Source organism: Chloracidobacterium sp. (genome assembly GCA_015075585.1).
Classification (GTDB): domain Bacteria; phylum Acidobacteriota; class Blastocatellia; order Pyrinomonadales; family Pyrinomonadaceae; genus OLB17.
Genome location: JABTUB010000002.1, coordinates 383,867 through 402,424, shown reverse-complemented (window position 1 = coordinate 402,424; position 18,558 = coordinate 383,867). Strand labels below are relative to the sequence as shown.

Annotated in this window: 14 protein-coding genes; 7 read left to right on the top strand and 7 right to left on the bottom strand. The window is 54.4% G+C overall.

Translation table 11 applies throughout. The features are described from left to right. The first annotated feature begins 2 nt into the window (after nt 1–2). Nucleotides 3–317, top strand: coding sequence for a divalent-cation tolerance protein CutA (locus HS105_10850; GenBank protein ID MBE7517090.1), 315 nt, complete (start codon nt 3–5; stop codon nt 315–317). Here HS105_10850 and HS105_10845 read toward each other — a convergent pair. From HS105_10845 to HS105_10830, 4 genes are read right to left on the bottom strand one after another with little or no spacing between them, the layout of a single operon-like run. Further along, nucleotides 314–1,129 carry a TIGR00730 family Rossman fold protein gene (locus HS105_10845; protein MBE7517089.1) on the bottom strand — a complete coding sequence of 272 codons (816 nt, stop codon included), beginning with the start codon at nt 1,127–1,129 and terminating at the stop codon, nt 314–316. The genes HS105_10850 and HS105_10845 overlap by 4 nt on opposite strands. 5 nt (nt 1,130–1,134) lie before the next feature. Next, entirely contained in the window at nt 1,135–1,896 is a 762-nt protein-coding gene (locus HS105_10840) for an enoyl-ACP reductase (protein ID MBE7517088.1), read from the bottom strand. Nucleotides 1,897–1,934: 38 nt separating this feature from the next. After that, a complete protein-coding gene (locus tag HS105_10835; GenBank protein ID MBE7517087.1) occupies nt 1,935–2,693 on the bottom strand; it encodes a hypothetical protein in 759 nt (252 codons plus the stop codon). Nucleotides 2,694–2,716: 23 nt separating this feature from the next. Next, a complete protein-coding gene (locus HS105_10830; GenBank protein ID MBE7517086.1) occupies nt 2,717–3,652 on the bottom strand; it encodes a bifunctional hydroxymethylpyrimidine kinase/phosphomethylpyrimidine kinase in 936 nt (311 codons plus the stop codon). A 153-nt stretch (nt 3,653–3,805) separates the two neighbouring features. On the opposite strand from HS105_10830, the gene HS105_10825 reads away from it, so the two are divergent. Continuing rightward, nucleotides 3,806–5,599 carry a M14 family metallopeptidase gene (locus HS105_10825; protein MBE7517085.1) on the top strand — a complete coding sequence of 598 codons (1,794 nt, stop codon included), beginning with the start codon at nt 3,806–3,808 and terminating at the stop codon, nt 5,597–5,599. Between the two features lie 29 nt (nt 5,600–5,628). Here the strand turns inward: HS105_10825 and HS105_10820 are convergent, their stop codons facing one another. The 3 genes from HS105_10820 to HS105_10810 form a co-directional block, all read right to left on the bottom strand. After that, on the bottom strand, nt 5,629–6,804 hold the full coding sequence (locus HS105_10820) for a DUF1343 domain-containing protein (protein MBE7517084.1): 1,176 nt from the start codon (nt 6,802–6,804) through the stop codon (nt 5,629–5,631). A gap of 117 nt (nt 6,805–6,921) precedes the next feature. Then, on the bottom strand, nt 6,922–7,254 hold the full coding sequence (locus tag HS105_10815) for a YegP family protein (GenBank protein ID MBE7517083.1): 333 nt from the start codon (nt 7,252–7,254) through the stop codon (nt 6,922–6,924). 114 nt (nt 7,255–7,368) lie between these two features. Next, nucleotides 7,369–10,425, bottom strand: coding sequence for a sigma 54-interacting transcriptional regulator (locus HS105_10810; protein ID MBE7517082.1), 3,057 nt, complete (start codon nt 10,423–10,425; stop codon nt 7,369–7,371). 223 nt (nt 10,426–10,648) lie between these two features. Here HS105_10810 and HS105_10805 point away from each other — a divergent pair, with 223 nt between their 5' ends. From HS105_10805 to lspA, 5 genes are all read left to right on the top strand, one after another. Further along, nucleotides 10,649–14,143 (top strand): glycosyltransferase, encoded by a 3,495-nt coding sequence (locus tag HS105_10805; GenBank protein ID MBE7517081.1) that lies wholly within the window; start codon nt 10,649–10,651, stop codon nt 14,141–14,143. Nucleotides 14,144–14,210: 67 nt separating this feature from the next. Then, complete coding sequence (locus tag HS105_10800) at nt 14,211–14,522, top strand: ATP-dependent Clp protease adaptor ClpS (GenBank protein MBE7517080.1); 312 nt, start codon at nt 14,211–14,213, stop codon at nt 14,520–14,522. Between the two features lie 202 nt (nt 14,523–14,724). Then, a complete protein-coding gene (gene ileS, locus HS105_10795) occupies nt 14,725–17,583 on the top strand; it encodes an isoleucine--tRNA ligase (protein MBE7517079.1) in 2,859 nt (952 codons plus the stop codon). 9 nt (nt 17,584–17,592) lie between these two features. Continuing rightward, on the top strand, nt 17,593–18,030 hold the full coding sequence (locus HS105_10790) for a hypothetical protein (protein MBE7517078.1): 438 nt from the start codon (nt 17,593–17,595) through the stop codon (nt 18,028–18,030). 3 nt (nt 18,031–18,033) lie between these two features. Next, nucleotides 18,034–18,552: a signal peptidase II gene (gene lspA, locus HS105_10785; GenBank protein MBE7517077.1), complete on the top strand. Its 519-nt coding sequence runs from the start codon at nt 18,034–18,036 to the stop codon at nt 18,550–18,552. Nucleotides 18,553–18,558 lie beyond the last annotated feature (6 nt).

Below are 18,558 nucleotides of genomic sequence, written 5' to 3'. Positions count from 1 at the left end.
GAATGTTGATCATATTCACAACCGTTCCGGAAATTAACGACGCGAATGCATTAGCGGCGAAGCTCGTCGAGACGCGTCTCGCGGCGTGTGTCCAGATCTTGCCGAAGATGACGTCTGTCTTTATGTGGAAGGGCGAAATGTGCCGCGAAAGCGAGCATTTGCTGCTCATAAAAACTGTAAATGAGAAGTGGGACGCTATCCACGAATTCCTGTCCGCAGAACATCCTTACGAAGTGCCTGAGATCATTGCCATTGATGCCGATCGTGTGTCGGAGCCGTATCTGCAATGGGCAACTCAGGCGTTAGCACGGGGCTAGGGCGTTTTTTCATGCTGTTCTATCATAAGGCCTTCGTACGCGGTCTTGATGATGAAATCCACAGCATCGCGCGGTGAATCGGTAAGATGTATAAGCCCCAGATCGTCCGCGTTGATCATCTTCGCATTCAGCATCGTTGAGGTGAGCCACGCCAACAGCCCCTTCCAATATTGCGAGCCGAAAAGTACGACGGGAAAGTTCCGTATCTTGCGTGTCTGTATCAGGGTCAGAGCTTCAAATAGTTCGTCCATCGTCCCGAAACCGCCGGGAAAGATCACGTATGCATTGGAATATTTTATGAACATCGTCTTGCGGACGAAGAAATATTTGTACGTCTGAGAGCGGTTCTGGTAAGGGTTGGGCGTCTGCTCCATCGGAAGTTCGATGTTGCAGCCGATCGAGACCGCACCTGCATCATGCGCACCGCGATTTGCGGCTTCCATAATGCCGGGGCCGCCGCCGGTTATGATCTCGAAACCCGCTGCTCCCAGAAGATACGCCGTTTCGTATGCCGCTTTGTAATCTGCGTCGTCCTCGTGAGTTCTGGCCGAGCCGAAGATCGACACGCCGCGCATAACAGTCGCCATATTGTCAAAACCGCCGACAAATTCGCCGAGGATCCGAAATACGCGCCACGAATCAGAAGTGCGATAATCGTCCTCCGGCTGAGGCGACCGAAGAAGTATCTCATCATCTGTCAGCCGCCAATAATCAGGAGCCGCTTCCAATTCTTTCGCTTCGGCGACCGTACGCGGATCGACGCCTGTTTTTGCCCTTCGTTTTGACGGATGTGATGACCTTGAATTGCCCATATTCTTTAGATTCCCATGATATTATAGCCGCAATCCACATAGATGGTCTCGCCTGTGATGCCGCTTGCAAGATCGCTTACAAGGAAGAGAGCCGTGTTGCCGACCTCATCGGCCGTAACGTTGCGCTGAAGCGGCGAACGTTCGGCGACGTAGCCAAGCAGTGAACCCATGCCTCTGACACCGCGGGCGGAAAGCGTATTGATCGGCCCTGCGGATATCGCGTTCACACGGATCTTGTTCTTGCCGAGATCGGCCGCAAGATAACGTGTTGATGATTCGAGCGCGGCCTTTGCGACGCCCATTACGTTGTAGTTCGACACGACCTTTTCGGCTCCGTAATACGTCATGGTAACGATCGAACCGCCTTCGGTCATCAGCGGCTGCGCGGCAAGAGCAACTTGTGTAAGCGAAAATGCGCTGATCTCAAGCGCGGTGCGGAAGGCATCGCGTGTCGTTGCAATGAATTCGCCTTCGAGTGCCTCTTTCGGGGCGAACGCTATCGAGTGAATAAGAAAATCGAGCCGGCCGTATCTTGTCTTCACCGCATCGAACGCAGCATCGACCTGCTCCTGATCGGATACATCGCACGGAATGACCAGCGAACCGTCGAGCGTGCCCGCGAGTTCCTCAACAGAATCCTTTAGGCGCTCGGATTGGAATGTAAAAGCCATCTTCGCACCGTGTTCACCGCACGCCTTTGCACACGCCCAAGCGATCGACCGCTTATTGGCGACCCCAAAGACCATTCCGACCTTATTTTCAAGCATAATAACCTTCCTCACTAAAAGCTGTCGGCCCGCGTACCCTATTCGCCTACGTAAAGCCGCTGCAGCATTTCAAAATCGAGCATTCTGATATCAATGTCAACCGGCGTCTCGGCAAAACGATCGCTCATAAGCTTGCCGCGAAGCAGATCTTCTTCTTCCTTTGTGATCTGCGTTACCAAAACCAACATAAGCTTGAGCCGCAGCCGGCTCTTGTGCTCCGCTAGGTTGTGCCGTGCGGTAACGACCTTCTTTATCATCGCTTCGATACGCTCCTGACGAACGTCAGGAGTTACGATGAACGACACTTCGATGCAGGTGATCAGATCGCGATCGACCATTATGCCGTCAAATGCGGATCCGCCGATGGCGACGTGCCGCATCAACGGCAGATCCTCTTCCTGTTGTATCTGCCGCAGAGCGAGGTCTTCCGCGACGATATAGGCACTGAGTAGGTCGTTGAGAGCATCGTCTTCGACGCCAAGCAAGCGGGCAAGCTCGTGAACCTCGACATTGACGTCCTGCTGCTGCACCTCGGGCAATGCCGAATTCCAGCGTATGAATTTCCGGTCATCGACCGCGTCCCGCCGTCTTCGCCACGCTTTTTCGATCAAGACCGCTAACAATATCAACGCTCCTATGAGGCCGAAGAGAATAGCGAACACCCATTCGCCTTTGCCGGCCGCAAATACAATGCCTCCGGCGACCGAAAGCAGCAGCACCGCCAACACGGCGAGCAGCGGATAGTTCACCGTCGGCTTTTCGAGCCGCAAAAGCGCGTTGTTGCCGTGTTTATTCATTATATGCGGACGCAATACGCGGCCTATGCGGATGCACCCCTCTCAAAAGGGATATCGTCAAAGTGCGTCATTGTCTTGAATGCCTTGAATCGTTCATTGATCTCAGAATGATCGAGCGTATCGACGCGCTCCGTGCCGAACTTTTCGACATTGAATGACGCCATCACTGAGCCGTAAACCATGGCACGCCTGAGCGCGTCATCGGTAACATCGCCGGTCGCCGCCAAATAACCCATAAAACCGCCCGCGAACGTGTCGCCCGCACCTGTCGGGTCAAATACGCTTTCAAGCGGATACGCCGGCGCGACGAAGAAGCCGCCCGGTGTGAAGAGGGTCGCACCGTATTCGCCGCGTTTGATCACTACTGCTTTGAGCCCGAGGGCCATAAGCCGGCGTGCGGCCTTGTGTATGTTCGGTTCGTCCGTAAGCTGGCGAGCTTCCGCATCATTGATCACGATACAATCGACGACCTTGATCGTTTCGAGCAGGGCGTCTTTCATTGAGGAGATCCAGAAGTTCATCGTATCCATTGCGACGAATTTTGCCTTCGGCATCTGTTCACGAACCTGTTTCTGCAGCATCGGCAGGATATTGGCAAGGAAAAGAAAATCCGCTTCCCTTGAGTTTACGCTCAGCTTCGGATCGAACGTTTCAAAAACATTCAGCTGCGTGTCGAGCGTGTGGGCTGTATTCATATCGTAGTCGTAGCGGCCTTGCCAAAAGAACGTTTTGCCGTCCGCGATCACCTCGATGTCGTCCGTGTTGATGCGGTGCCGCCGAAAAACGTCCCACTCGGCATCGCCGAAGTCACCGCCGACCACGCCGACCGCGTTTACTTCTGTAAAGAAGCTGGCCGAAAGGCCGAAGTGCGTTGCCGCGCCCCCCAAGATACGTTCGCGTTTGCCGAATGGCGTTTCCAACGCGTCAAAAGCCACTGAACCAACAACTGTTAATGCCATAATATTTAAAGAGAATATCTAAATTTGCACGGCGCCGAGGCGTTTGCCAAAGTGCCGTCGAATGATGCTATTTTACACAGCAACATCGAAATTTGCGATTTTGATATGTTCGAAGGTCAGGAGCTCCATTGAGAATGCTAATATAATCCGAGCATGAAATTGATAAAGATAACGATGGCGTTGCTGATCTGCGGTGTGCTGACCGGCATTTCGGCCCAGAGTGAGGAAGGCAATGTACCTGCCGAATGGCGCACGACGGCAGAAGAAACGAATTATGCGCGAACCTCGACATTCGATGAAGCGATCGAATATGCAAAGCGTCTAGCCAAGGCGTCTCGCGGCCTTATCCGCTACGAAGCCTACGGCAGAAGCGGACAAGGGCGCGAAATGCCGCTTTTGATAGCTGCTTCGAACGGTGCCTTTACGCCGGAGGCGGCACGTAAGCAAGGCAAGGCCGTTATGCTGATCCAAGCCGGCATCCACTCGGGTGAGATCGACGGTAAGGATGCGGGCTTCGCTTTGCTCAGGGATATCGGGATCATCGGCACGCGAGCCAAGCTGCTCGATCATGTGGTCGTTCTTTTTCAGGTCATCTATAACGTTGACGGCCACGAGAACCGCTCGCCGTATATGCGTATCAATCAGAACGGGCCGGATGAGATGGGCTTTCGCGCGAATGCGACGAACCTGAATCTGAACCGTGATTACATGAAGGCCGACGCGCCGGAGACGCGTGCGTTTCTCGGACTCTGGAACAAGTGGCGGCCGGATGCCTTTGTTGATTGTCATGTAACGGACGGAGCGGATTTCCAATACAACGTAACTTTTGAGTACGCGCATTTTCAAGAGTCCGATCCGCGGATCAGCGCATGGATGAACGAACACTTTGATGGCAAAGTAGTGTCGAACGCTGAGAAAGAAGGCAATGTGATGACGCATTACATTGAGTTCGCCGGACGTGAGGTTACGAGCGGCATCGCGACGTTCATCGCTACACCGCGTTTTGCGACAGGCTATACTCCGCTTCGCAGCCGTGCCGGATTGCTTATCGAAACTCACGTTTACAAGCCGTATCGCTCGCGCGTGCGCGGTACCTACGATGTGCTGCGTTATTTTATCGAGGAGATCGGTGCGAGCCGCGAGAGTCTTTTTGCAGTGAACAAAGCCGCGGACGATGCTGTTGTCGCAAGGGCGGCAAAGCCCGGTACGCAATATCCGCTTCGGCTTGGAACGACAGATAAGGCAACTGAGATCGAATTCAAAGGCCTCGACTACAAGATCGACGATTCACCGATCTCAGGAGGAAAGAGGCTTGTTTACGGTACCACGCCGAAGACCTTCACGATAAAGAAGTTTGATGAAGGAAAGGTTACCGAGAGCGTCCCGACGCCGCGCGGCTACATCATCCCCGTGCAATATACTGAGGTGATCGATCGGCTGCGTTGGCACGGCATCAAGCTTCATACCCTTGCAAAACCGATGGCGATCGAGGTTGAGAGCTATCGCCTTACGGAGCCGAAATGGGCGCCGACATCCTTTGAGAACCGCGTAACGCTTAACTGCAAGCCTATTTTGATAAAGGAAACGCGCACCTTTCCGGCCGGCTCTGCCGTTGTGCCGCTTGATCAGGATACGGCGAATGTGGCGATCCATTTACTCGAACCCGCGGGGCCTGACTCATTCGTTTATTGGGGCTTTTTCAACGCGATATTTGAGATGAAAGAGTATGGCGAGAGCTATCAGATCGAAAAGGTCGCGCAGAAGATGCTCGCAGACGACCCGCAAATAAAGGCCGAATTCGAAGAGAAACTGAAAGACGAGGCGTTCGCAAAGAATCTGCGTGCACGGCTGCAATTCTTCTACGAGCGTTCACGTTATTTCCTCGATCAGCGGATCGGCATATACCCGGTAGGCAGGCTTCTGACCGATCCGGCGGCTATAAAATAGCGGTTGGTGCGATCGGCATTTAGATCCGCTCAATAAAGCAAAAAGCTTTCACGCGCGGCCTTGAATGCGGCAACGCCTGCCGGCCAATCGCGCGTGATAGAATCCATCGGCCAGCCGGCCTCGATCGCCTTGCGGATCTTGTCCGTGCCGCAAACGACATCCATTGGGTTCTTGTCGAACTCGTATTCATAGGCGTTCTGCCGCCATTGAAATTTGTCGCGGTAGAGGTCGCAGGCTGTTTTGACCATCGCTATGCCCACGGCAACAGGCGTGAAGATGTTCCTGTCCGTCACATGGATCTGCACGCCGCCGCAGGTCTCGCCCGCGAATTCACAGAACGTCGGCCGAAAGTATGCTTCGCGAAAAGCTACGCCGGGAAAGTCGAATTTGCGCAATTCAGCGGCCCATTCGTAAGGGTCGATGAACGGAGCTCCGTTCAGGAAAAACGGCAGCGTCGTGCCGCGGCCTTCCGACAGTTCTGTGCCCTCGATGTGGACCGTTGCCGGGAAGACCGCGCACGTATCGACATTCGGGATGTTCGGCGAAGGCAGAACCCACGGCAGGCCTGTTTCGTCGCCCCACATTTCACGTCGCCAATTCTCGATCTCGACGACCTCAAGCTCGCAGCCGATACCGAAATGCGAGTTGAACATCCTCGCGAGTTCGCCGACGGTCATTCCGTGGCGTGTCGGCAATGCGAACTGCCCGACGAACGATCTGAAAGCATCTTCGGTTATATTGCCCTCGACATCGTTCCCGTTGATCGGGTTCGGCCTGTCGCAAACGATGACGCGTTTGCCGAATTTCTTAGCGGCACGCATACAGTTCGCCATCGTATAAACAAATGTATATATGCGGCAGCCGACATCCTGAAGATCGATGACAATGTCGTCAACATCGGCGAGCATCTCCTCGGTCGGTTCGCGTACCTCGCTGTAAAGTGAATAGACCATTATACCCGTGCGGCTGTCACGGACATGCGGCGTCTCGATCATGTTGTATTGAACGTCGCCGCGTATGCCGTGCTGCGGCCCGAAAAGCGTAGTAAGGTTAATTCCCGGATGTTCAAAGAAGGCATCTGCCGCGTGTTGAAAAGTGGCCGGCAGAACTGAGGCCTGATTACAGACGAGGGCGACGCGGCGGCCTCTGATGAGGCCGATCTTATCACTGACGATACGTTCGATCCCGAGGATTGTGCGGTTCATTGTCATCATTATGAACAAAGCCCGCGCCGACACCACGATACAAATTGATACAAAATCGGTATCACTCGGATGTCGGCACGGGCTTCGATCTGTTAAGACCGAGCTAGAATACCGAAATTACTCGGCGTCGGCCACTGCTGCGTCAGGTGCATGCTTACCAACTGAAGCAATGCCGTTCTCCATTGAGCGGGCGGCCTTGTACATCTCGCTCTTTCCGATCACTTCACCGTTCGATGCTGTGAGCACAAAATACGGCGAGCCGTCCTTAGCGGTCTTGCGCTCGAAACGCTTATCATTACCAGCATTCTTCTTTACTGAGGCAATGCCCTTAACTGCGGCGGCGCGGCTCTCGTATTTTTCGCTGGTCAAAATCACCTGGCCGTTGCTGGCCTTAAGATTAAAATGAAATTTGCCGTTCTTCCCGGTTTTGATCTCAAACTTTCCTGCCATGATCTCTCCTTTGAATTGTTGAAAATTTCCAAAAAGACAACTTGGAATTGTCAATAGAATATGGCACACAAGGCGCGAGTATTCAAGAGCGGAGCCGAATGAATGCTCGATAGCTCAAACAGCTTTCTTAATACCGTAGCGCGCAAGCTTCAGATAGAGGCCGCGGCGCGTCAATCCCAACTCGGCTGCGACGCGCGAGATGTTCCAATTCTGTTTGGCAAGCGAAGCCCTTATCAACTGCATCTCAAGCTCTGATACGGCTTCTTCAAGCGTGCTGCCCTCATTGATATTTACGAAGGGCATTATCCCGCCGTCATAGGTTGTAATAGGCTTTGACGCCCTCGGCTCACCAAATGGCGTCAGCGGCCTCGTCGCACGCTTTAGGTCTGCCGAAAGATGATCGGGCGTGATAACCTCGCCGTCTTCGGCACGTGCGATAATACGCTGGACTTCGTTGCAGAGCTGGCGTACGTTGCCTTCCCAATCGCAGACCATGAGCAGATCGAGCGTTTGCGGTGCGAAAGTAACGTCGTGCTTATTAAATCGTGCCGAGTAATGATTCGTGTAGTATGTAACGATCGGCGGTATCTCGCTGCGCCGTTCACGCAGCGGCGGCACGCGCAGGCGAATGACATTAAGCCGGTAATACAGATCCTCGCGAAATGAACCGTCAGCAACCTTATCTTCGAGCGGCATATTCGTTGCGGCAATTATACGGACATCGACCTTTATCGGATGCTTCTCGCCGAGCGGTTGTATCTCGCCCTCCTGCAAAAAGCGAAGCAATTTCGGCTGAACGTCTATCGGCAGGTCGCCGACCTCGTCAAGGAACAGCGTGCCGCCGTCGGCACTGCGGATCACGCCGGGCGAATCGGCGGTCGCTCCGGTAAAGGAGCCTTTTCTGTAACCGAAGAGGTGTCCTTCGGCAAGTTCTTTCGGTATCGCGGTGCAGTTGAACGGCACGAACACTTTATCCTTTCGGTTCGAAAGCGTATGTATCGCCCGCGAGACAAGCTCCTTACCCGTACCCGATTCGCCTGTAACAAGCACGGTAACATCCGATGAGCGGATCTTATAGACCTCTTCGACCAGCGAGGTCATAGCCGGCGACGAATGAATGAAGCCCGGCATTAAGGTATTCGATGTGTACGGCGAAAGCTCGGGCGTGCTGTGCTGAACACGATCGCGATCTCGGAGCGCGACGACATCCATGCCTAGCTCGACAACGCGAAGCAGCGGCCCGAACGATGTGCCGTCCGAGAGTGTCGCGCCGGCACTTGGGTGAACGATCAGCATGGCGGGCGGAGCGGCGGAGCCTCGCAGCGGAAATACGGCGATGTTGCGAGTGCGCAGAAACGCCTTCTCAGTGCCCTTTTCTTGTGCATGAACGAGGTGTGAAACAAGTTCTGCACTCTCCTGCGGCGAATAGCCGTGCGTTATGAATGCCTGCATCGCTCCTTCTTCAGAATGTTCCGCGATCACGAGCTTTTTCGCATTACTTTCCTGTTGGAGCACGGCGCTCAGCTCACGGAAGATCAGTTCACGCGATGCCGTCGCCTCAGCGAGCCGAACCGTCAGCAGCTGTGATACCACCGAATTTGAACGCTGCGCAACCGACTTGTGCTGCGGTCTTTCATCGAGCTTCCGCAGCTCTTCGTCAGTCTTGTCCAGCAGAGAGGACACGCCGAGCTTCCGGAAGATACGCTCGGCAGTTCCGAGTTCATCGCGGGCACGCACAAGATTTGTCGAGCCAAGATTAGCCCCCAGCAGGAAACGGATAAGCCCGGTGTGAAATAGGTCTTGAGCAGCCTCGAACGTGGTCAACGCACGGTTAAAATGATGGATGGCGAGCTCATTGTCACCATCCGAAAGAGCCATCAGTCCCTTTATCCGCTGAATGCTGCCGAGAACGAAGAAATCAGATCGCGCGTCATTCGCCTCGATCGCTTCGATGGCCTCTTCGCAAAGATCATTGTCGCCAAGCGCCAGATAGCTCTCGGCAAGGACAAGGCCAGCCATGTTGCTGTAATGTTTGTCTCCCGCCTCGGCGGCAAGTGCGATGGTCTCGTTCGCGAGAGCGGTCGCTTCTTCAGGCTCGCCCGTGACAAGATACAGGCGCGCACGGTTACGCATTGCCTGCAGCCTGTACCAATTGTGGTTGTAGCGCTCCGCGACATCCAGTGCCGAATCAAGGAACGACTCCGCATCCTCGAATCGCTCGCGCAGCAGGGCAAGCTCGCCGAGCGAATCATAAAGTCCGGCCACATGCACATAATTTTCGCGAAGCCCGATCTCCAATGCTCTTTCAAGCATATTCTCGGCACGCTGCCACTCACCGATCAGTATCAGATTTATACCCAGATTGCCGTATGCGATCAGCGAATTCAGCGCGTGTTCCGTCTCGTCAAAGAATTCGAGCGAGCGTTCAAGACACTCAATACCCTCAAGCGGTTTACGCAGGAACCAGTAAGCACCCGACATATCGGTGTAGAGTTTGCCGAGCATGAACGGAGCGCTGTTCTCACCGATGATCTTGATGCCGAGTTGAAAGTTTGCGACCGCCGATTCGCTGTCGCCCTCTTGGTGATAGCTGTTGGCGATCTCGCGATAAGCCTCTGCCATGCCGAGCCAGTCGCCGTTCTCGCGGTAGCTTTCGAGAGCTTTCATTGCATGATCGCGGCAGATCGGATACTGCCCCAGCTTGCGGTAAACACGGGCAAGGCCGATATCAATGCTGCCGTAAGATGAGCTCAACTGCTCGTTCCGCGCCCGCTTCTTATTGTCCTTGAGGATCGTAACTGCTTTCGGTTGGTCGCCGGCATTGCTGTATGCGATGCCGAGTTGGGTCGTAACCCGAACACGCGCGTCCGCACCAAGGCTGTCGAGATTTACTTCGTCCTCGTATGGCCTTACGGCATCAAGCGATTCTTTATACCGTCCTGTCGTTTCGAGCGTGAAGGACAAAAGGCGCTTGAGGTGGGCAAGACTGTCGTCAGAGAACCGGTAGCTTTGCAGTGAATTATTTATCAGGCGTTCCGCTTCGCCCGAGCGGCCCTCGCGAAGGTGTCTGCCGATCTGATTGAAAACGATATCCATGCGCTCGGCGGAGGCGCGGCGTTGATTTCGCGGTTCTCGCAGTGCGGATGTGCTGTCGGAGCGTCGTTCAGGCATTGTTCTTTTGCCGCAAGTAAACGTACAATCTGCCGTGCATTTCAGCGGCAGTCAGCTCAAATTCATTCAATTGAATACTAAGTAGCCAGCGCAACTGAATTTAACAGATACTGAGCAATAAAGTCCACTGCTTTTTTGGCGGCTGTAAACCGTTCAGTGGAATGGCGCATCTACTTTGAACAATGTCATACGAACTGCGTATGCATAAAGGCAGATTGGAGCAATGAGCGATAAGCGTGGCGGCGAGGCGCCTTCGAAGACAGTTTTTGCGGATTCAAGAGGCCGGCGCGGCAAGTTTGTCTCGATCTTTAGTGTTTCGCTGGCGTTGGTTGTAACCGTGGTCGCCGGCTTTTTTATTGTTAGTATCCTTGCAAATCCGTTCCTTCCGGCTTTTCGGCTGCACCCGGCCGCCGCGCTCCCGCAGCAGAATGATCTTAATCTGCCGGCACCGGAACTGCCGCTGACAGAGACCGAGGCGGCAATTAAACGAACCGGCGGCAGGGCAAAGGCGGAAAAGCGGAGCCGCGACGAACAGCGCATCGATCGAAAGATAAATGCCGAGATGCTTCGCGCGGCACACTCCGACAATGGAACAAAAGCCGTTAATGACGGCAAGCCGCTCTCGATCGGCTTCTATGTTAATTGGGATGATTCCAGCCTCGCCTCGCTGCGGCAGAATTACCGCTCGCTTGATTGGCTGGTGCCGGAGTGGATACGCCTTTCGGGCAATGCGGATTCGCCGCTTGTTTTTGATGTGGATGAGGCGGCTCTCGATTTTCTGCAGGGAAACAAGCCTGAGATGCCTGTGCTTCCGCTACTGCAGAACTATAAGAACGAGAAATGGAATTCAGGCATCCTCATCAATTCGATCGGCGACGAGCCGGGCCGCCAAAAATTGATCCGGGCGATTCTCGCAGCCATTGAGAAATATAATTTCGGCGGTATCACGATCGATATCGAAGAAGTGCCGCCCGCATCGCAGAAGGACCTGTTCCTCTTCATGCGCGAGCTTCACGACATTTTTTCACAGCGAGGGCTGATCCTTGCCCAAGCAGTTCCGTTCAACGATCCCGAATGGAATTACAAAGCATACGCTGGCGTTACGGACTACCTGATGCTGATGGCATACGATCAGCACTGGTCAACGGGCGACGCCGGGCCGGTAGCAGGCCAAGATTGGTATGATTCGATCTTGAAGAAGCGAATGGCCGAGCTTTCGCCCGCAAAGACCATCGTTTGTTTCGGTAACTACGGTTACAACTGGGCAGATGATAAGAGCGAGGCCGAGACCATCTCGTTCCAAGAAGCTCTGCTTGCCGCAAAAGAATCGCTCGATTCGCCGTCGCAGATCAAGTTCGACAGTGAATCAAAGAATCCGTATTTTACATACACCGAGGATGACGGAAAGGATCACAGCGTTTGGTTCCTCGATGCTGCGACGGCATACAACCAAATAAAAAGTGCAGAGCCCTACAAGGTAGCAGGCTTCGCTCTTTGGCGTTTGGGCAGTGAAGACCCTTCGCTGTGGGATGTCTTCGGCAGCGCGGCGACGGGTACGGTCAATGATCTGCGAACCATCGAGTACGGTTATGACGTGGACTTTCGGGGAACGGGCGAGATACTTCAGGTGATCTCGCAGCCAAGCGAAGGCTTGCGTGAACTGACGCTTGCGGACGGCATGGTAACGGATGAGAAGTACAAGCAGATCCCTTCGTCCTACGTCATTCAGCGTGCCGGTGATAAGCCGGGGCAGATCGCACTTACATTCGATGACGGCCCCGATCCCGTGTGGACACCCAAGATCTTGGACATTTTGAAGGAAAAGAACGTCAAGGCGACCTTCTTCATCTTGGGCGTCAACGGTCAGGCGAATCCCGACCTAGTTAAGCGGATATATGCCGAAGGGCATACGATCGGAAATCATTCATTCACCCATCCGAATATGGCGGAAGTGCCGATGCAGATCACCGATATCGAGCTCAATGCCACTCAGCGGCTGATCGAGAGCCTGACCGGCCATTCGACCAGATTATTCCGAGCACCGTACTTTGGCGACGCCGAACCGAGAACACCGGATGAGGTTAACCCGACAGTTGAAGCGCAGCGGCTCGGCTATGTTTCGGTCGGCCTGCACCTTGACCCTGATGATTGGAAATTGGTGAACGATGACGGCACTCCGCATACGCCGGATCAGATGGTCGATGAACTGTTGAAGCAGGTCGCGATAAAAACACCTGAAGAACGCGGAAACATTGTTCTGATGCACGACAGCGGAGGCGACCGATCGGCAACTGTCGCGATACTGCCGCGGATAATTGATGAACTTCGTGCACGCGGCTACCAATTCACTACTGTTCCGGAACTTGCGAATATGTCGCCCGAGCAGGCAATGCCGGAGGTTCCCAAAGATCAAACACTTACCACGAAGGCGAACGAATACGTGTTTTACGCGGTCTCGCTCGGGCTGTGGCTTATCAGCTGGCTTTTCTTGATCGGCATCGTCCTGGGCATCGGCAGAATGCTGTTCATCGGCACGTTTGCTTTTATTCAGTACCTGCGTTCGCGAAAACGTGAGCGAGATCACTTCGGCGAGGCGTATCAGCCGTTCGTCTCGGTCATCGTCCCCGCATTTAATGAAGAGAAGGTCATCATTCGCACGATCGAGGCACTGATCGCATCCGACTATCCGAAGTTCGAGGTGATCGTAGTTGATGACGGTTCGACCGATCGTACGTTCGATGTCGCGGCTGATAATTTTAAGGACGCTCCGCTTGTAGCACTCTATAAAAAAGAGAACGGCGGCAAAGCGGCGGCGCTCAATTTCGGCTGGCGTCGGGCAAAAGGCGAGGTCATCATCGCCTTGGATGCGGATACGCTATTTACGCCGACGACCATTGGTGCAATGGCGCACCGCTTTGCGGATGAGCGGCTGGGCGCCCTTGCGGGGAATGCAAAGGTCGGCAACAGGATCAATATTGTTACAAAATGGCAGGCGCTCGAATACGTTACCTCGCAAAATTTCGACCGGCGCGCGTTTTCTTTGCTTAATTCGATAACTGTCGTTCCGGGGTCGGTCGGCGCTTGGCGGCGAAGCATTCTCGAAGAAACTGGCGGCTTCTCATCTGATACGCTTGCTGAAGATCAGGATCTGACGATACAAGTGCGGCGGCTCGGTTACGTCATCGGTTATGAAGAGAGTGCCGTCGGCCTGACCGAGGCTCCGGATTCGCTGCGAAACCTTGCAAAGCAGCGTTTCCGCTGGTCGTATGGAACGCTGCAGTGTATGTGGAAGCATCGGACGGCATTGCTGAACCCACGCTACGGTTCACTCGGGCTGGTCGCGATGCCGAATGTTTGGATCTTTCAGGTATTCTTCCCGCTCATCTCTCCGTTCATGGATCTGATGTTCATCTGGACGCTTATCGGAGCGGCGATGAGCTATTTCGAACATCAGCGCGAATACGACCACACGCCTACCAACCTGAATCAGGTGTTGTTCTACTATGCCCTTTTTCTTGCGGTCGATTGGGTCGGCGCACTCATTGCGTTCCTGATGGAAAAGAAGGAGCAGAAAAGCCTGCTTGTATGGCTCTTGATCCAGCGTTTCGGCTATCGCCAAGTGATGTATTGGGTGATGGTGAAGGCTGTTTGGACGGCGATCCGCGGTGCTGTCGTGGGCTGGGGCAAGCTGGAGCGAAAAGCAACGGTCGAGACATAGCCGGTTCAGGTTTCGGGCCTTGCCTGAAAGATGTGGAAGCGCCGCAGTATTGTGATTAAATATTACCGTGGTCGATCTGCCTGATATAGACGGCGAGGTGTTGGCCGAGAAACGCACCAAACTTAAAAAGCCCAAGCTGTTCAAGGTCTTGCTGCATAATGATGATTACACGACGATGGATTTCGTCGTCTTCATACTGAAACACGTGTTCCGTCGCTCCGATGCCGACGCGGTAACCATCATGCTCAAGGTCCATCGCGAAGGGATCGGCATCGCAGGCGTTTATCCTTACGAGATCGCAAAGGCAAAATGCGAAAAAGCTCTTAATCTTGCCCGTGCAAACGAGTTTCCACTGCTCTGCACGCTCGAAGAAGAATAAGCGTGCACCAACTCGGAAATGCCTTCGCCACTCTTGCCTGCTCTTGAGAAGATGTATGTTACAATAAATGTTTTATGCGGAGGCCATCGCCCATTATTAGCAATATCGCGGGATGCGTGCTCACCGAGCGTTGAGCGACAGCTGTTACTGTGCTGCAGGCGATCCCAAGCTAAACCGATAGCTTGGGATTTTGATTTTATAGATGAGTGAACAATTAGACCTTAAGAAGACCGTTAACTTACCGAAGACCGCCTTTTCACAAAAGGCGAATCTCGGCCAAATGGAGCCTGCCAGACTTAAGAAATGGCAGGATCTTGACCTTTATAACTCGATAGCCGAGGCACGAGCGGGGCGTCAGAAATTCATTTTGCACGACGGGCCGCCGTACGCGAACGCGGACATTCATATCGGGACAGCACTTAACAAGATATTGAAGGACTTTGTCGTCAAATCGCGTTCGATGATGGGTTATGATGCGCCTTACGTTCCGGGCTACGACTGCCACGGGCTGCCTATCGAGACCTATGTCGAGAAGAAACTTGCCGAAAAGGGCAAGACAAAGGCTGACGTACCCGTCGCGACGTTTCGACGCATTTGCCGCGAGCATGCGTCAACGGCGATGAATAACCAGACGCGCGACTTTAAACGGCTCGGCATTTTGGGCGATTGGGGCAACCCTTACCTTACAATGTCGGCGGAATACGAGGCATCGACAGCTCGTTTGTTCGGCCGCTTTCTTGAGCGCGGTTTCGTTTATAAGGGCCTTCGCCCCGTTTATTGGTGCATACACGATCAGACGGCGCTTGCCGAGGCCGAGGTGCAGTACAAACAGCACGCATCGCCAAGCGTTTATGTCAAATTTCCGCTCAGAAGCGAACCGTCCAAGATCGATCCGGCATTGGTCGGAAAGAATGTTTTCGTCGTCATCTGGACGACAACGCCCTGGACTCTGCCCGCGAATATGGGCATCACGGTTCATCCGGACTTCGATTATTCTGCCGTAGAATCGAATGGTGAGGTGTATATCGTCGCATCTGAGCTTGTCGGCTCTTTCGTAGAGGCGTGCGGCCTCGGCGCAGTGACGGAGCTTGCTCGATTCAAGGGTTCCGTGCTCGATCGGCTGGAATGCCGCCATGCGTGGCTCGACCGTCGGTCGCTGATAATGAACGGCGAACACGTAACGCTTGGCGAAGCGGATGCTGAGGTAGAACTCGACGTTCGTGCCGAAGGCAAAGGAACCGGCCCCGCGGGAACGGGTTGTGTTCATACGGCGCCGGGGCATGGCGGCGATGACTTTGCCATTGCGAAAAAGTATGGCCTCGACATCTACGCACCGGTCGATGCGGCGGGCAACCTGACACCCGACGTCGTGCATTTCGGCGGACAGAATGTATTTGATGCAAACAAGAACATCGTCCAATTCCTGCGCGAGACCGGAGCCCTGCTGAGTGTCGAAACTTACGAGCACCGCTACCCGCACTGTTGGCGATGCAAGCAGCCGGTGATCTTTCGGGCGACTCCGCAGTGGTTCGTCTCGATGGACGCGTCGATCGAAGGGCCCAGCCTTCGCGAGAACGCTTTGGCAGAGATCGAGCGCGTGAAATGGCATCCGTCGTGGGGTAAAGGCCGCATGAGCAATATGTTCAAGGGCCGTCCGGATTGGTGCGTTTCGAGACAGCGTTCGTGGGGCGTGCCGATACCTGTTTTTTATTGTCAGGCATGCGGCGAAGCGGTAGCCGATCCGCAGATCGTCGATCATGTTGCCGACATCTTTGCCAAAGAGACGGCAGATGCATGGTATGCTCGCCCCGAAAGCGAGTTGCTGCCCGAGGGCTTCCGCTGCCGGAACTGCAACAGCGCGGATCTGAGAAAGGAGACGGACATTCTGGATGTCTGGTTCGATTCGGGTTCGAGCTGTGTTGCGGTACTCGAGACTCGGGGCGACACGCTGCACTTTCCTGCAGATGTATATCTCGAAGGCGGCGATCAATATCGCGGCTGGTTCAATTCATCATTGAGCTGCGGTATCGCGGCGCACCGCCGTTCGCCGTACGATCAGATCATCACCCACGGTTGGGTCGTTGACGGTGAAGGCAAGCAGATGCACAAATCGGCCGGCAATTCGATGTCGCCCAATGAGGTCGTCGGAAAGAGCGGTGCTGAGATACTGCGTCTGTGGGCTGCGGCGGTCGATTATACGCAGGATATGCGCTGTTCTGACGAGATACTCGACCGCATCGTCGATGCATACCGCAAGATCAGGAACACGCTGCGTTACGCACTCGGCAATCTTGACGGGTTTGATCCGGCGGCCGATGCAGTTGAGCGTTCGGCGATGGAAGAGGTCGATCGATGGGCTCTGGCCGAGTTGGATGCCGTCAAGCGAAAAGTCATCGCCGGCTATGAGGCCTACGATTTTCAGGCGGCTTACGGAGCGCTTTACAGCTTCTGTACCGTAACGCTGTCGGCACGCTATTTCGACATAATCAAGGATAGGCTCTATATTTTCGCACCAAAAAGCAAAGCTCGGCGCTCGGCGCAGTCTGCAGTTTACGAGATCGCGGGGTCGCTTTGCCTTCTGCTTGCTCCGATGCTTGCATTTACGGCAGATGAAGCGTGGGAGAACCTGCCGGGCGAGCGTGCCGCGTCCGTGCACTTCGCGGAATTCCCGTCATTCGGCGAGGCTGCGGATGAAGATTTGCTTGCCGTGTGGGAGCGCGTCTTTGCCATTCGTGATGATGTTTTGAAAGCACTCGAGGAGGCTCGCAATGCAAAGCAGATCGGCTCATCGCTTGAGGCGAAGGTTGTGATCCGCCCCAATGATGACCAGCGGCAGATATTGCTTGACCGCCTTGATGACCTGCGGTACATCTTTATTGTCTCGCAGGTCGAGATCGGCGAAGGCGACGGCTCGGCGGTCGAGATACAGAAGGCTGCGGGTAACAAGTGCGAGCGCTGTTGGAACTACTCGGTGCATGTCGGTGAATTCAGCAGCTATCCCACAGTTTGCGAACGCTGTGTCGAGGCACTCGATCAGATCGGTTTCGGAGCGGCGTCTTAGGAGGACAATATGAAGTTAAGAAGTGTTGTTAACGCGGCCGCGGTCATCATTTTCGCCGTTGCCGCATCATTGGCACAAACTGTCTATACACCACAGAAAGGCACGGCGGAGCGGCAGGCGATCCTCGATGCTCTTCGTATTCCTGTCGAAAAGGAGTTGAAGCAGAAGATCGTTTTCGTCGCCGACAATTTTAATGTGTCCGGTAACTGGGCGTTTCTGGGCGGCACGCCGCAGGCGCCGGGCGGCGGACAGCCGGATTATCGCCGCACGCCTTATCAAGAAGCAAAGGACGCAGATATGTTCGACAATAATTTCTTTGCGCTGCTGAAAAAGACCGCGGGTAAATGGCGCGTCGTCCGCTATGACATCGGCTGCACGGACGTCTGTTACGCAGATTGGCATCGCCGATACAAGGCACCAAAGGCCATATTCCCTTATACTGAATAACGCGTGAAGAAGATCGACCTAGCTTGGAAGTTCGCCTATCTCGTGATCGCGGGCGGCGTATTTCTTATCGACCAGACAACAAAGGCATGGGCGGCGGCTAACCTCCGCCATGCGGGCGACCGCAGTTTGATCGAGGGATTTCTCAGCCTCTCGTACGCACAGAATACCGGCATCGCGTTCTCAATGCTTGACGAACACGGCGACACAGGACGCTGGGGCCTTTCGCTGGTGGCATTTATTGCGGCAACGCTGGTCATCTATTTCCTGTGGCGGACGCCGCGTACGGACGACCGCATCCTTGGCGGCCTTGCCCTGCTGCTTGCCGGCATTGCGGGAAACGTGACCGACAGGATCAGGCTTGGTTACGTTATCGACTTTATTGACGTGAAGTTCGGAGCCTGGCATTATCCGACCTTCAATGTTGCCGATGTCGCGATCTGCGTCGGTGCAGGCATCCTTCTTATTGATGTCATGCTCGCAAAAAGGCAGGAGGCTGCCGAGAAACGAACGGCCGCACACTAACCGAAG